The 14,576-nt window shown below is 34.9% G+C and carries 11 protein-coding genes and 1 tRNA gene; 2 read left to right on the top strand and 10 right to left on the bottom strand.

Annotation, left to right across the window (positions count from 1 at the left end; all coding sequences use genetic code 11):
- Positions 1 to 160 precede the first annotated feature (160 nt).
- The 8 genes from AB3210_RS00870 to AB3210_RS00835 form a co-directional block, all read right to left on the bottom strand.
- Positions 161 to 1,234: an ankyrin repeat domain-containing protein gene (locus AB3210_RS00870; RefSeq protein WP_007302061.1), complete on the bottom strand. Its 1,074-nt coding sequence runs from the start codon at positions 1,232 to 1,234 to the stop codon at positions 161 to 163.
- A gap of 90 nt (positions 1,235 to 1,324) precedes the next feature.
- Positions 1,325 to 2,104: an SDR family oxidoreductase gene (locus tag AB3210_RS00865; RefSeq protein WP_007302062.1), complete on the bottom strand. Its 780-nt coding sequence runs from the start codon at positions 2,102 to 2,104 to the stop codon at positions 1,325 to 1,327.
- Positions 2,105 to 2,109: 5 nt separating this feature from the next.
- On the bottom strand, positions 2,110 to 2,754 hold the full coding sequence (locus AB3210_RS00860) for an alpha/beta hydrolase (RefSeq protein WP_052264810.1): 645 nt from the start codon (positions 2,752 to 2,754) through the stop codon (positions 2,110 to 2,112).
- 97 nt (positions 2,755 to 2,851) lie between these two features.
- Positions 2,852 to 3,217: a hypothetical protein gene (locus AB3210_RS00855; RefSeq protein WP_006014880.1), complete on the bottom strand. Its 366-nt coding sequence runs from the start codon at positions 3,215 to 3,217 to the stop codon at positions 2,852 to 2,854.
- 94 nt (positions 3,218 to 3,311) lie between these two features.
- Positions 3,312 to 5,108, bottom strand: a complete 1,797-nt coding sequence (locus tag AB3210_RS00850; RefSeq protein WP_052264809.1) for an aminopeptidase P family protein — start codon at positions 5,106 to 5,108, stop codon at positions 3,312 to 3,314.
- A gap of 1 nt (position 5,109) precedes the next feature.
- The gene (gene mnmG, locus AB3210_RS00845) at positions 5,110 to 7,158 is read right to left on the bottom strand and encodes a tRNA uridine-5-carboxymethylaminomethyl(34) synthesis enzyme MnmG (RefSeq protein ID WP_019236692.1); all 2,049 of its coding nucleotides are present in this window, start codon (positions 7,156 to 7,158) and stop codon (positions 5,110 to 5,112) included.
- Between the two features lie 89 nt (positions 7,159 to 7,247).
- Positions 7,248 to 7,778: a hypothetical protein gene (locus AB3210_RS00840; protein ID WP_007302066.1), complete on the bottom strand. Its 531-nt coding sequence runs from the start codon at positions 7,776 to 7,778 to the stop codon at positions 7,248 to 7,250.
- A gap of 147 nt (positions 7,779 to 7,925) precedes the next feature.
- Positions 7,926 to 8,001: transfer RNA gene (locus tag AB3210_RS00835), tRNA-His, on the bottom strand.
- 131 nt (positions 8,002 to 8,132) lie between these two features.
- Between AB3210_RS00835 and murJ the strand changes: the two genes are divergently transcribed.
- Complete coding sequence (murJ, locus tag AB3210_RS00830) at positions 8,133 to 9,629, top strand: murein biosynthesis integral membrane protein MurJ (protein WP_026097235.1); 1,497 nt, start codon at positions 8,133 to 8,135, stop codon at positions 9,627 to 9,629.
- A 375-nt stretch (positions 9,630 to 10,004) separates the two neighbouring features.
- Positions 10,005 to 12,494 carry an AsmA-like C-terminal region-containing protein gene (locus AB3210_RS00825; RefSeq protein ID WP_007302069.1) on the top strand — a complete coding sequence of 830 codons (2,490 nt, stop codon included), beginning with the start codon at positions 10,005 to 10,007 and terminating at the stop codon, positions 12,492 to 12,494.
- A 235-nt stretch (positions 12,495 to 12,729) separates the two neighbouring features.
- Here AB3210_RS00825 and AB3210_RS00820 read toward each other — a convergent pair whose 3' ends face one another.
- On the bottom strand, positions 12,730 to 13,275 hold the full coding sequence (locus AB3210_RS00820) for an ankyrin repeat domain-containing protein (protein WP_007302070.1): 546 nt from the start codon (positions 13,273 to 13,275) through the stop codon (positions 12,730 to 12,732).
- 53 nt (positions 13,276 to 13,328) lie between these two features.
- A complete protein-coding gene (locus AB3210_RS00815; protein WP_007302071.1) occupies positions 13,329 to 14,504 on the bottom strand; it encodes a phage portal protein in 1,176 nt (391 codons plus the stop codon).
- Positions 14,505 to 14,576 lie beyond the last annotated feature (72 nt).

Genomic DNA, 14,576 nt, shown 5'->3' with positions numbered 1-14,576 from the left:
TGTATCTCAGTTCCCATAATGTCATCCCAGTGCGTGACACCCATTTCTTTCTAGTGCTTCCTTCCTTGTCATCACAGCTTCCATAATGTCATTCGAGTAGCTGACACTGGAATCCATGTAAATTTAACTGGACACCAATGTCACAAACTAGTTTTCTCATCTATCTTATTTTGCTACTCTGCTGAACAGATACGTCAATTTCATCTACTGATGAGCTAGGTCTGCTGTCCTTTATATGTTGTACCAAAAGCTCCATAATTTTTTTTTGCTCATAAAATTGCTGAAATGAATATATTCCATTCGAGCCAACTAACACGAAGAATCCTCCTTGTACATTTGGAGGATTATCATGCCAGCTAATTTTTCTTACGTATTCAGCAGCTTGTAAGGAAGTATCTCCTGAAAGGTTTTTAATATTAGGATCAGCACCTTTTTCTAGCAGTAATCTTGCCATTTTTTCATTACCTTTCATAGCTGCTATATGTAGAGGTGTATTGCCAAGCTGATTGCCAATATTGACATCCACCCCTTCTACACTAAGTAATAATTGAGCTACCTCGTCATGGCCATTATCAATAGCTACACACAAAGGATTCATACTGGTATCACAGCCATTGACTTTAGCACCATTATCAAGAAGCAACTTAACTACTGCTGCATGCCCATTCTGAGCAGCTAGATACAAGGGTGTGACATTATTTTTTTTATCTACTATGTTAACATCAGCATTTTTTGTGCTAATTAATAGTTCAACTATTTCAGTATGTCCGTTCTGAGAGGCTAAGTACAGAGCTGTTATACCAAATTCATTGTCTTTAGCATCAATCTCAATTTCTTGAGTATTAAGTAACACCTTTACAACTTCTACAAGTCCATTTTGAGCAGCAATATGTAAAGGTGTCTTACCATCAGTACAGTCTTTTATATTGGGATCAGCTCCCGCTTTAATTAACTCCTCTACTATAGCTTTGCTTTTAGCTACAACAGCAAAGTGTAAAACTGTACTGCCTTTAGTAGTTCTTGCATGAATATTAGCTTCTTTACTGATTAGTAACTTTACTACGTCTAAATGTCCTGAATAAACAGCAAAATGCAAGGCTGTAAATCCTTTTTTATCCTTGATATTGATATCAGTTTTTACATTAAGTAATAACCTAACTTCATTTATGTTACCATTATAAGCGGCTTGATGTAATAGAATATTTTCAACCGGGAGCGATTGAGTGCTGAACATATTTACCTCTATATAATAGTATGCCTAGTGGTACTACATCAAAACAAGGAACATTCAAGAAAAATTTTTGCATCTGGCAATCTATTTTCTCTATTCTAATATATACAAACTCTTTAAACCCACCTTGTAATCAGGATAAACTAGAGAGACACCAAGGTCTTTTTTAATTTTAGTATTGCTTACTTTTTTTGACCCTAAATAAAAACCCCGTGCGTAATTTGGTACGGAAGAGATCTCAACTGGCTCTGGAGGGCTAATATTGAGAAGCTCGGCTGCATACGTGACCACTTCAGATTGCGTAGCAGGTAAATCATCTGCACAATTGTATATCTCATAAGGCTTTATATTTTGCATGGAAGAAAATAAAATATTCGATATATCTTCAACATGAACACGAGAAAAAATTTTTTTCACATTTCTTGCTTTGCCAAGCTGCAGGTCAATTAGCGCATTTCTACCAGGACCATATATCCCAGCCAAACGAAAAATATGTACAGGCAATTTGCTACTTAGCCACTTCTTTTCAGACTCAAGGCGCTTTTCTCCTCTAATTTCTATAGGCTTTGTTTCAGATTCCTCATTCACCCAATTACCACAGTGGTCACCATAAACATTAGTTGCAGACAGATAACCAAGCCATTTAATATTCTCCAGACAATGACCGTATCTCTCCATAACATCATCGCCGTCTGGAGGAATAGAAACTAAAACATGTGTTACGCTTTTAAGCAGATCTTGATCAACCTTTTCATAATCAAAAAGTTGTATATCTTTATTTCTTGATGTACCGTTAACTTTCCAGCCTAAATTTAGCAATTTTTTCGATAGAAATTTAGCTACATATCCGTAACCAAAGCAAAACAAGTGCATGGAAATTAATTTCCAAAATTTTTCTTGATAAACTCAACCCCTAACCTTATTCCTTCTTCATTAATAATATGGCCTAATCCATGAATTGGGTATCCTTGAGCGTTTACTCCATTTTCTTTCAGAGCTTTAACCGCTAAATCAAGGGAAGAAAAAGGTACCACATCATCAGCTTCACCATGAATAACACATATGCTGGGTTTTGATTTGATCTCCGGTGCAATTTTTGAAGGTGAAAGAAACCTACCAGAATATGCAACAACCGATGCACAAGACTGAAGCCGGGTAAGAGCCACATGTATTGCAAGCATTGCCCCTTGAGAAAATCCAACTAAAGAAAGCTGAGTATCTTTTAAATTAAGCTCCTTTAATTTTGTATCAATAAAATGATTTACAATTGATGCAGCATTTTTCACCCCATTATATAGTGCTTCTTCACTACGATCCTCTAAACTAAACCACTGATAACCATCACCTATTTCCCTCTCAAACGGAGCATTCGGTACCACAAAACATGAATCAGGCAAAAACTTGCTCATAACTTTAGCAAGATGCACGAAATTATCGCCACTTGAGCCCCAACCATGAAAAAAAATAATCAAATTTTTCTTATTTCCATTTGGGCAAATTTCTTGGCTTTTAAGTTCAATCATCTCTTCATCCCTTTATGTTTATATTTAACTCTATGGTAATACTAAATTTGAGGAACAAGACCTCACTACTGCTATAGCTCTTTGATATGAATAAATACTACTTAGCTTCAACTTTCTCTATCAATTTCTTGACCAAGCCTCTCAATCTTCTGCTGGAATCATCAAGCTCTTGAATTTGTGAAGCATCTTTTCTCATGAGCTCTTTGTGATTACTCTTTATGTAATCATACATTTCCTTCATCTGAGCAATCATCTTGTTGATATCCATACCACCCATATCAGGTATCATGCTAGGCATATTTCCTTCTAGCATACCGCCAGCCATAAGTTGCTGAGACATTTGCATGAATGGCTTTAAGGTCTGTTGAAGCAAATTAGGGTCGCTTGCCAATTTTTCTATTTGCTCTTTGCAAGTATCCATGTACTGCTTCATAAATTCATCATCTTGCACTTTATCTGTCATAATTACACCTATTTGAAACTAATATTATATATTGTTTTTAATTAAAAACAATACAAGAACAACTATATTAATACTTGATTAAATGACAAATTAACTATTTTAAAGGTTCACATACTCTCTTTAACCATTCCTTATCTTTTATGCCATTTTCTATATTTTTATAAACAAATTGGTGATAGCTATTTATCCATTTAACTTCATCTTCAGTAAGCATTTGTATATCTATTAGCTTTTTATCATAAGGAACAGAGGTCAATTGTTTAAAGCTTAAAAAGACGTTTTCTCGCCTTTCAATATACACCAGATTCTCAATTCTTATTCCATACTTTCCTGGAATATAATAACCAGGCTCGTTAGAAAGTATCATGCCTGGAATGAGTTCCACTTTATTTCCTCTTGATATTGCTTGCGGTCCTTCGTGTACCGAAAGGTAACTTCCTACTCCATGTCCTGTACCGTGCATGTAATCCATTCCAAATTTCCATAAATGTATACGCGCTAATATGTCCAATTCTCCACCAGTAGTGCCAGAAGGAAAGACCGCACTTGCTATCGCAATGTGAGCTTTTAATACTATTGTGTAGTGAGCTCGTTGCTCATTGGTTGGACTACCAATTGCTATAGTTCTTGTAACATCGGTTGTGCCATCAAGGTACTGACCACCAGAGTCAATTAAATACAGCCCATCTTCTTGAATGACTTTATTTGTCTTATTGCTTGCACGGTAATGAATGATTGCTCCATTCTCGTTGAATGCTGAAATTGTTGGAAAACTCGGTTGCTTAAACAAATTCTGCTCTTTTCTGTATTCTAAAACTTTTTCTTCAGCTTCAAGCTCAGTAATTTCACTGTCAATATTGTTTTCAAGCCAATATAGAAAATTTATAACTGCTACTCCATCTTTGATGTGCGCACTTATAGCTCCAGTTATTTCAGTTTGATTTTTTACTGCTTTGTGAATCAAACAAGGATCCTCCTTCTCAATTATCTGCTTATTTTCTATTAGACCTCTTTCATTACTTATTGTCATCCCAGTGCTTGACACTGGGATCCATGCTTTTTTATTTCTGGTCAAGCACTGGAATGACACCGAAGCTGATTTTTCATTTAAATAATGGTTATACAAGGGATCTATTGCATTCATAATGCTCATTGGAGTCGTGCTTGGATCTATCACCACCAAATTTAACTTATGTAGTGAATTTTCTAGCTCACTAATATCAAAAACATTTATATGGTTATCAAAATTTGCTTCTATAGTTGAATGTTCTTTATCTTGAATAAATAAATCAACATTGGCATTTTTATACAATATAGCACGACCCAATATACAAGGAGTATATTCAGAACTTTCATTTCTTAAATTTAATAACCACGAAATTGAATTTGGATCAGTCAGAAGCACTGCTTCAGCCTCTATGTTTTTAGCTACTCTTTCACATTTATCCTTACCACTCTCACCAGATACATGTGAGACTATTGTTTGTGCTTTATGACTACTATCTTTTTTAATTAAGTATGGTACTAGTTTACAAATGCCTTCATATTTTCTTATGTCCTTCATAGTAAAATATTGCGGATAGTAACCCAGTGAGGTAGTCAATGTTAAGTTTGCTTTTACCCATTTGTGTGGATCCTCTTCTTGTATATTATATACTCGAAAACTGCCCTGATCGAGCTGACTGCGAGCTTGTGTGATATAGCGTCCATCTGTAAAAAATGGGCACTTATTACTCTTTGTAACGATAAGTAGCCCATTTGTTCCCGTGAAGCCACATAACTCTGCTAACTCTTTTGAATATTCATTTAAATACTCGTCTTTAGTATTCAACATAAATGTATCAACATTTATTTCGTGCATAAAAGAGCGAAATTCTTCGATTTTTGACATGTTACGCAGAATTAGCAGCTATTTTCGTTTTCTTATTCCTAAGGTACACTAATATGCTAACTATCGCTGCTGGAGTGATACCTTGTATTTGCTTCGCAATACCAATTGTTGCTGGCTTTATTGACTGCAACTTTTCTATCACTTCAGTTGACAAGCCTTTAATCTGTGAGTAGTTGAAATTAGTTGGAATTTGAGTATTAACTTCCTCTTGTAGAAACTTCATATCTGCTTCTTGTCTTACTAAATAAGGCTTGTATTTTGCTTCAATTGCAACTGCTTCATATATTTCATTCTTGGCTATGCTATCAGTTATAGTGTTATTCCAGCACATGACGCTGGAATCTACATTTTTTTCAGTGTCAACTGCATCCATTCCATCATCATTCAAGTACTGGATCCCAGTGTCAGCTACTTGGATGACAGGAAGAGGTGCTTTGGCGTTATGCAAGTAGCTGACACTGGAACCCATGTTTAACTCTGGCCATATTTCTCGTAATTTATTCCAGTCAATATTTGGATAACCGAGCAAATCTAATGCTGTTTTTCTTATTCCATCATAAGATATTTTAATGCCATAGGACCTGAGCTGCTCAGGAGTAATTGTTAGGCTCTCTAATTTCTCCTCAAGTTGCTTAATGGATTTAAGTTTACCCTGCAAAACAGAGTATCTCTCATGCGACACAAGAGAGATGTCATAACCTTTTTGTGTCAATCTTCTATCTGCATTATCTGACCTGATTGACAGTCTATATTCTGCACGCGAGGTAAATAATCTGTAAGGCTCGGTAATTCCCTTAGTGACCAAGTCGTCTATCATTACACCGATATATGAGTCTGTACGATGAAGAACAAAACTTTTTTGAGATAAAGAGAGTGCTGCATTGATTCCGGCAATAATTCCCTGCCCAGCTGCTTCTTCATATCCAGTGGTACCATTAATTTGACCAGCAAAATATAGTCCTTTAACTTTCTTAGTTTCGAGAGTATGAAATAGCTCTCGTGGATCGATATAATCGTATTCAACTGCATATCCAGGTCTTAATATTTCTGCATTTTCAAGCCCTTTTATACTCTTTATCATTTCATACTGCACTTCGATGGGCAATGAATTTGAAATTCCATTTGGATATATAGTGTTATCATCAATCCCTTCTGGTTCTAGAAATATTTGGTGATTATTTTTTTCTGCAAATTTTTTAACTTTAGTTTCAATTGATGGGCAGTATCTTGGTGCAATAACGTTATCTAAATATGAAGAAGCTGATCTGTGAAGATTCTCTCGAATTACTCTGTGTGTATGTTCATTAGTATGAGTAATAAAACATGAAACCTGAGGCTGGTTAATTTTCTCTGTAAGATAAGAAAATGGTGTAGGTGGATTGTCACCCACTTGTTCTTGTAATACCGACCAGTTTATAGTGCCACGATCAAGCCTCGGTGGAGTTCCGGTACGTAACCTGCCCAGTTTAAAATCATACTTCTTTAGCGTGTTTGCAAGCTCTATTGCAGGTTTATCTCCTATTCTTCCAGAAGGAGTTGTTTGCTCTCCTATATGAATCACACCACGTAAAAAAGTCCCTGTAGTCAAAACAACTCTGCTTGTCAGTATACGTTCACCTGAGTCTGTTATTACAGCTTTTATATAAGATTCTCCATTGCTATCACTTTCGATAAGAAAATCGTCAACTGACTCTTCTTTTACTGTCAAGTTGTTATAATTTAGAATAATTTCCTGTATTGCTTTTTTGTATAATTTTCGGTCTGCTTGTGCACGTGGGCCCCATACTGCTGCGCCTCTGCTGCCATTTAAAACGACCGAGTGTATGCTTGCTCGGTCGATAGCTCTCCCCATTATTCCATCAAGGGCGTCTACTTCTCTAACTACAACACCCTTTGCAACTCCTCCAATTGCTGGATTACAAGACATCTCTCCTATAGTTGAAATTTTGTGAGTTATAAGTAGCGTGCTTGCACCAAGACGTGCTGCAGCTGTAGCTGCTTCACACCCGGCATGACCGCCACCTACTACCACTACGTCGTACTTATGCATCTTCTTGAGTAATTCCTAATCTATAATATTCCAACTATCAGTGATTGATGTCAAATTTTACAGATTCCAGTGTTACAAACTAACTTAGCTCAAATTATCGTCTCTTTTACAGAAGAAACTTTTTCAACTGTAGGAGAGGTAATACGCTCATCCACTTCTTCTTCCTGAGATATTCTAACAAATGTAGAATCTGTAATCGAAGTTGCACTTGCTGCAAATGTAATTGCTGCTTCATCTGCACAATGCACTAAAGATGTGGCTACATAAACCCCCATAATTGTTGCTATTAGCCCTGTTATTGCACTTACTAAGATAATCACTGTTACTACTGGGTTAGGAAGAACAGCAATCACACTTGCATTAAGCACTGCCCCAATCATAGTACTTATAGGTATAGCCATACCCAAAAAAATTGCTATTTTTCCATGATCTTCCTCAATAGGATCTCTTTTGCAAAACTTATATAGCAAACATCCTACGTGCAAAACCGCAATCAATGCTAGAGCCATAGAACCAGCAATTGCACCTATGGCTAAAGGTGATGAAGTGTCAAAACTCAACCACCAAGCTAATATTCCTAGTGCTGACACTATACTATAAGCTAACAAACAAATATACATACAATCCCTCTCACTAATTAATAGGCATCATTTTTACTCTAAATTGCAAACTTCCCCTCCACCATCTAAATACTAGAGCAACAAGGAATGCTAACGGCCGTGCAAAAATATCTAATGTTTATATTTATGTAAAGTGAAAATTTTGAGTGGGGCGAGCGACCAGGATTGAACTGGCGACATTCAGTACCACAAACTGACGCTCTACCAACTGAGCTACGCCCGCCAAGATATAAAATTTTTAACATACGAGCACAAATAGTCAATTAATTATTTAAGTTACCTCCTTTTGCAGAGGGTTTTAAATATTTTCATTCATGCTTTTATCATTATACTCAATCGTATTGACACCATGATATGTTTAAAAGTATTTTCACATTTAGTTTTTTTACAGCTATTTCAAGAATCTCAGGGCTAATAAGAGATGTATTGATTGCTACGGTTATTGGTGCAACCTCTCTTGCAGATATATTCTTTTCCTCGTTTCGCTTTGCTAATTTATTTCGATCGTTTTTTGCAGAGGGGGCATTTACTACCTCATTCATACCATTATACTCTGCAGAGTCATATGATAATAAAAAGGCATTTAATTTCGCAAGTAGTGTAATATCCATTACGTTTATTATTCTAGTAATTTTTTGCCTTATCACACAAACCTTCTTCCCTTACATGATCAAAATCTTCACTCCTGGATTTGACCAAAATAAATTTACCTTTACTGTAACTTTGTCGAAAATTATGATGCCCTACATAATCTTCGTGTCAATCGCATCACTTATTGGTGGAATGTTGCAAGTAAAACAGCATTTTGCTTCAACAGCTATTTCACCAATCATTTTGAACCTCTGTTTAATCATCAGTTTGTTTTTACCTTACATTGAAACACCGGCTCATAACCTTTCTATAGCCGTCCTGATTGGAGGGATTTTGCAGCTACTTTTAATAATATTTAGTGCATACAAATTAAAGGCTTTCTTTTCTTTTAGTTTAGAATTAAGTAACGAAGTGAAGTTGTTTTTCAAGCGTGTAATACCTGCAATTATCAACAATTGTGTAATACAAATAAGTGTATGGATTGACACAATCATGGCGAGTTTTATACCAAATGCAGTTTCTTATATATATTATGCCGATAGACTAAATCAACTACCGCAAGGAGTAATTGGCACTGCAATTGGTACAGTACTTCTTCCTATGATTTCAAAACGAATAAATGATACTGAGAATATAGTCAAAATACAGAACAAGGCCCTTAATATAGGGTTAATATTAATTATGCCAATAACTGCTGCTTTTATCATTATTCCTGACATGATTTTACTTACGCTTTTTTCTTACGGCCGATTTGATTATTATGCAGTGCAGCAAACTGTTCCTACATTAGTAGCATTTTCTCTTTCTTTACCCGCATTTATTATAAATAAAGTATTGCTACCCACATTCTTTGCTAGGGGAAAGCTAAAAATACCAACTATGTTCTCATTAACGTGCCTTGGAATTAACGTAATACTAAATCTCCTATTAATGAACAAATACCAACATATAGGAATTGCTATTGCTACTTCCATTTCCACTTGGATAAATTCTATTTTATTGATTAATTATTTAACAATAAATAAGATGTATAAGCTTAGCCAAGCATTATTACTAAATATTGTAAAAATTCTCACTGCAACATTGGTTATGTCAATAGTTCTTTATCTCTCTAATTACTTATCAGCAGGGTTGTTTTTCGATAGAGGGCTAGCTCGTATTGTTTATTTAGTAACTTTAATAGCTTTGAGTGTTATTATTTATTCTAGCACTCTTTACCTGATTTTTAGAGGAAATTTGAATAATTTGAAATATGTGTAAATTACACCCTTTGTATTGCTATATGTCATTTCAGCTACTATTCCAATATCCACTTCTTTCATCCCATAACCTATTCCTGTCATCCCAGTGTCAAGCACTGGGATCCAGAAATTTTGTTGATTATATAATCTGGAAAACCTTATTTAAGTCACACTGGATCACAGTGTCACACACACAACTGTATAAGTGTTGTGGTTTGAGAGCAATTTCCACTGGGAACCCAGTGCTCATCAGACCAGCTTCTCATGTAAAAATGCTGTGCTTTAACATAAGAATAGCTACTTTTTTGCTAATTAACTTAATGTCTAATCAAATTTCCTGGATCCCAAACTGGGATGACAAGAAGAGAAGGGATGCTGGAATGAGAGGTCTATTATGAAACTTTCTTTATACGCCATATTATCAATCTCGTTGCTATTAATTCTCATGCACGTTGCTGCAACTTTTAAGGATTGGAGTGGCTACAGAGAATATATCGTAAAAGAGTTAGAGAAGACGTATGATGCTAAAGTACATGTTGGAGGAAAAATTGAAGTTTCGCTCATTACTCCAAAACTTACTATTCACAATGTATATGTACAATACAACAAAAACAAGGAGCAAAAATTATCAGATTTAATTAGTGCAAAAAAAATTGAAATAAGGCCATCGTTGTTTTCATTTTCATTGCAACCAAAGTCAATCTCATTTTTGGGCATGAAAAGCAACAAAGAAAATTTACTTAATATTATAAATACGAAAGCCAATGATAATATAGTTGATATATTAATAAAGGACAGCCAAATAAGTTTTAACGCCGATACTATTAATATCAAGGAAGTTGCTATAAAAAAAAATAAGCAGTTTTTTGGTGAAGTACAGATTGGTGACAACAATTACGATTTTTCTGGAAAGGTTAATGTCACAAAAAATAATGTACACATTAGTGTTGATTCAAATTTTGCAAATTTGCTATTTAAAGGTAATAGAAATCAAGAAGAGCTCAAGGGCAATTTAGTATTGACGATTAATAATAATTCTGATTCTATGAGCGGCTTGGCAAAAATCATTAATCTTAGCTTCCTTTCTTATGTGATTCCCAGCGAAAATATTGAGATATCATCCAATATCAATCTCAATGAAAGCGAGTTTACGGCAACTGATTTAAAAATTGAGTCCAAAAGCATGCAAGGCACTGGTATAATACAAAATGATAGAAAAAGTGATCATACTAATATCAATATTAGTTTTAGTAAAGTCGACCTAAAAAACGGCTCACACAAAACAACAGATATGAAGGGTCTTTTAGAATCTTTTAGAGAGGTTGTGCCAAAGAACCTGAGCTTGGATTTTAATATGGAAGCTTCAAATATTCAATATCAAAACAGGATATTGGACAAATTTCATGCTACGCTAAAATTTGCTAATGGCGAAATAAACGTTGATACTCTTCTTCAGTTTCCTGGAACCAATAATATATCTCGCTTATCAGGAAAAGTTTCAAACAATGGCAACTTGTCCGAATTTAATGGTGATATATTGATAAAGGGTGAGTCGTTCATTTCACATATTTTACCTTCTATCAAGATGCAAGAAAGAGAGAAAAGTCAATTTACAGCAAGTTCTAAACTATATTTAGCACCTAGAATATTATCTCTTTCAGATATCAGATTGCTAAATAACAAAGAATCTTGGCAAGGATCAATTAAGGTAAATCACACAAAAAAACACAATATGATCGATAGTAAATTTAGCATACATAACATTAATATAGATAAATATGATTATTCATTATTCAGCAAAGTGCAATGGCTGAAAAATATTAAATATGATGTAAATATAAGAACTAGTGTTAAAGATTCTATATTCAATGGTACAAAAATTGAAGATTTGGATTTTTCATTAAAAATACAAGAGAACAAGCTAGTTGCAGATAAAATAAAGTTATTCGGAGAAAATTTCGACATTACCGGTAGTGTAAAAATATTAGTGGATCAAAAATACACTAAGCCTTTATTAGACGTAAACCTTACAGGTAATAAATTTAATGGAAATATCTTTAAATTACCAAAACTATTAGAGGTAAAAAGAAACTCAAGAAATGAAATAAATCAAATTCAATGGTCAACAAAGCAGCTTAATTTTTTAGATGAGAAAGGAGATTTTGATGCAAACGTGCAAATCAAAACTACAGAATTTAAAATTGGGCAAAACGTCTTAAAAGATTTTAACTTGGATACAGTGATAAGAAACAGCACTATCACTATCAAAAAGATAAGTTACATACTAGAACATGGACAAATGTTTTTTCAGGGTTATCTAAAAGCAGGCTCAATTCACATAAAATTTTCTATTGCAAATTTGGACACCAAGGAAGTTATAGGAGTTAATAACATAAATGGCAAGATAAGCTTAAGTGGTGAAATCAAAACTCAAGGGACAAGCTTTGATGATTGGGCTAGTAACTTATCAGGAAATGTAAACTTTCAAGCACAGAAAATAGAGTTTACAAATGTGGATTTTAATTCATTCATCACTAAGTTGTTAAGCAGTAAGAATAAACCTGAAATTTCCAAGCTTGCTTACGTTGATATATATAATGGCAGTACGCTTTTTGAAAATATTAATGGAAAAGTAAGTATTAACAGTGGTGTATGTTCAACTAGTTCACAGTTTAGTATCGATCAAGCATCAGGTTCTATCTCTTCTAATTTAATCTTATCTAAGTTCTCCTTAACTTCTATATTCAGACTCTTTTTCATACTACCAAATCATAATAGTCCTCTTTATATCGAGGCACACTTAGATGGCCCTATTTGGTGCCCTAAGATGAGTTTTGATGTAGACCAAATTTACAACACCTTAGTTAGCAAGAAAAATAGTTAACTCATTTAGCTACATGATTTAGGGTATCCGTTCAGCAGGGTGGCAAAATAAGATAGACAAAAACGTAGCAACAAATGGTCAGTGCCTGACACTGGCTTTTTCACAAAAAACGTTGTAGAGCGCTTTCGTCAAACTGGATCCCAGTGTCAGCTACTTTCATGACAAGAAAAAAAGGACTGATTTCACATGAATCTGAACAGATACGATTTAGGAGATAGTAAACTTCATCTACCCTCTAATAATAAGACTTACTAGTTACTTGTAACTCTTCAATGCTTATATCGATGCAGCTTGTACTTGGAGTCTCCATATCTCCAAGCAATAACTTTGTTATCTCTGTGTGGCCTTTGAGAACAGATAAATGTAAAACAGTCTTGCTAGAATTATCTGCTATATTAATATTTGCTCCGTTTTTAAGCAATAATTTTACCACATTCTCATGGCCTCCCTGAACAGCTAAATATAAAGGAGTAGCACCGAAATGATTTCTTACATCAATATCTGCTCCGTTTTTAAGCAATAATTCCACCTCCTCTTTACAATTTATGGAAGCAGCATAATGTAAAGGAGTAAAACCATAATTATCCAATGCATTAACATTTGCTCCGTTTTTAAGCAATAATTTCACTTGCTCTAAGCGATTTCCGCAAGCAGCATAATGTAAAGGGACAAGACCTTCATTATCTGTTGGATTAGTATCTTGTTTGGCTCTCAACGATAATTCCATATGAGGAAGAGTCAATCGAGAATTACTTACTGAATTTTCTTGTTCTTGATACATAAAATACCTCTAATTTCTTACAGCTTAGTATAAATATCTATACTATATAAACATCAATTCAACTTATCACCACCGGGTAACGGTTGCAAGCCAAAAGCTTCTCTTTTTTCATTGAGCGTCATGAAGCTTGCGTTTTGCACGTATTTCCACATCTTTTGTCTTTTCTCCATTAGAATTTCTATCGCGTCTTTATCATATGACAAACATAAATCTTTGCCAAACTTGGGCACTAGCCAAGAATTCAGGTGACAGATAATATTTTCTAGCGTTGGTAAAATCGTCTGTTCCCAAAGGGAAAGACGTGCTTCAACTAAATTACTGTAAGTGTTATCACCCGGTATGCCAAGCAACTGCGGCGGAACGCCAAAAGCTAGCGCAATATCACGAGCTGAGCTATGTTTTGACTCAATAAAATCCATATCCCTCGGTGATAAGCTCATTTCCTTCCACTCTAAACCTCCTTCAAGTAATATCGGTCTTCCAGCGTTGACAGGACCTGAGTAATGATCATTTATCTGCGCTTTTAAGCGTTGGTACTGCTCTTGACTTAAGTTTCCAACGCTTCCATCCTTTTCTGATTTCACAACTATTGCACCACTTGGTCTTGCTCCATTTTGCAGCATTGCCTGATTCCAAGCACCAGCCTGATTATGCTGATCTATACTATATGCAGCTGCCTCAATTGGTGAAAGTCCATACCAATCATTCAAAGGGTTAAAGGTTTTAAGATGCAGTACTGTTGAACGCCCAGTCAATTTATCAACTTTAAAGTCATAACTGTTGTTATTTACGGTATAACGATAGGCATAAGGAACGTTACTTCTCCCCGGAACAATTTCAACTCTATCAGGGCGCAGAAGATAAAGCTCTGTTGGTTTGTTCTGCAGCTCAATCATCAATATATAAGAATTGCCGTTAACTAACCGATAAGTTACAATCCCCTCAATAAATTCTGATTTTGATGTCATTGGATTAGGAGAATAAAGTAACTTCAGTAACGGATGTGCTTTTAGTTGTGATTTTCCCTGGTCAGTAAGCTGGCAGAGAATAAAAGGTACCGAAGATGCAGCACTTGCGATCATATTAATTGCTCGAAAGGCAATAACATTTTTTATGTAACCTTCCTCAGCAAAACTTACATAATCACGCCTACTCCAACTTGGTTCCATCATTAGTTGCAAAGCAGAGTATTCACTGCTTTTCTTTCTTTGAAAAATGTTAAAATTCATATGTGCCTCCTGAAAAATTAAATTTGTTAAAAGATTAAAATTATAGTTGAATTATATCAATTGGTGTTACAA

It is taken from the genome of Wolbachia endosymbiont (group B) of Scrobipalpa ocellatella (assembly GCF_964188425.1).
GTDB lineage: Bacteria > Pseudomonadota > Alphaproteobacteria > Rickettsiales > Anaplasmataceae > Wolbachia.
This window is presented reverse-complemented; position numbering and strand designations above follow the sequence as displayed.

Bases quoted from the DNA above. Each gene is read 5' to 3' on its own strand.
- AB3210_RS00815 (WP_007302071.1), bottom strand. From the start codon at position 14,504: ATGAATTTTAACATTTTTCAAAGAAAGAAAAGCAGTGAATACTCTGCT.
- AB3210_RS00860 (WP_052264810.1), bottom strand. From the start codon at position 2,754: ATGATTGAACTTAAAAGCCAAGAAATTTGCCCAAATGGAAATAAGAAA.
- AB3210_RS00820 (WP_007302070.1), bottom strand. From the start codon at position 13,275: ATGTATCAAGAACAAGAAAATTCAGTAAGTAATTCTCGATTGACTCTT.
- murJ (WP_026097235.1), top strand. From the start codon at position 8,133: ATGTTTAAAAGTATTTTCACATTTAGTTTTTTTACAGCTATTTCAAGA.
- AB3210_RS00840 (WP_007302066.1), bottom strand. From the start codon at position 7,778: ATGTATATTTGTTTGTTAGCTTATAGTATAGTGTCAGCACTAGGAATA.
- AB3210_RS00855 (WP_006014880.1), bottom strand. From the start codon at position 3,217: ATGACAGATAAAGTGCAAGATGATGAATTTATGAAGCAGTACATGGAT.
- AB3210_RS00870 (WP_007302061.1), bottom strand. From the start codon at position 1,234: ATGTTCAGCACTCAATCGCTCCCGGTTGAAAATATTCTATTACATCAA.
- AB3210_RS00825 (WP_007302069.1), top strand. From the start codon at position 10,005: ATGAAACTTTCTTTATACGCCATATTATCAATCTCGTTGCTATTAATT.
- mnmG (WP_019236692.1), bottom strand. From the start codon at position 7,158: ATGCATAAGTACGACGTAGTGGTAGTAGGTGGCGGTCATGCCGGGTGT.
- AB3210_RS00850 (WP_052264809.1), bottom strand. From the start codon at position 5,108: ATGTCAAAAATCGAAGAATTTCGCTCTTTTATGCACGAAATAAATGTT.
- AB3210_RS00865 (WP_007302062.1), bottom strand. From the start codon at position 2,104: ATGCACTTGTTTTGCTTTGGTTACGGATATGTAGCTAAATTTCTATCG.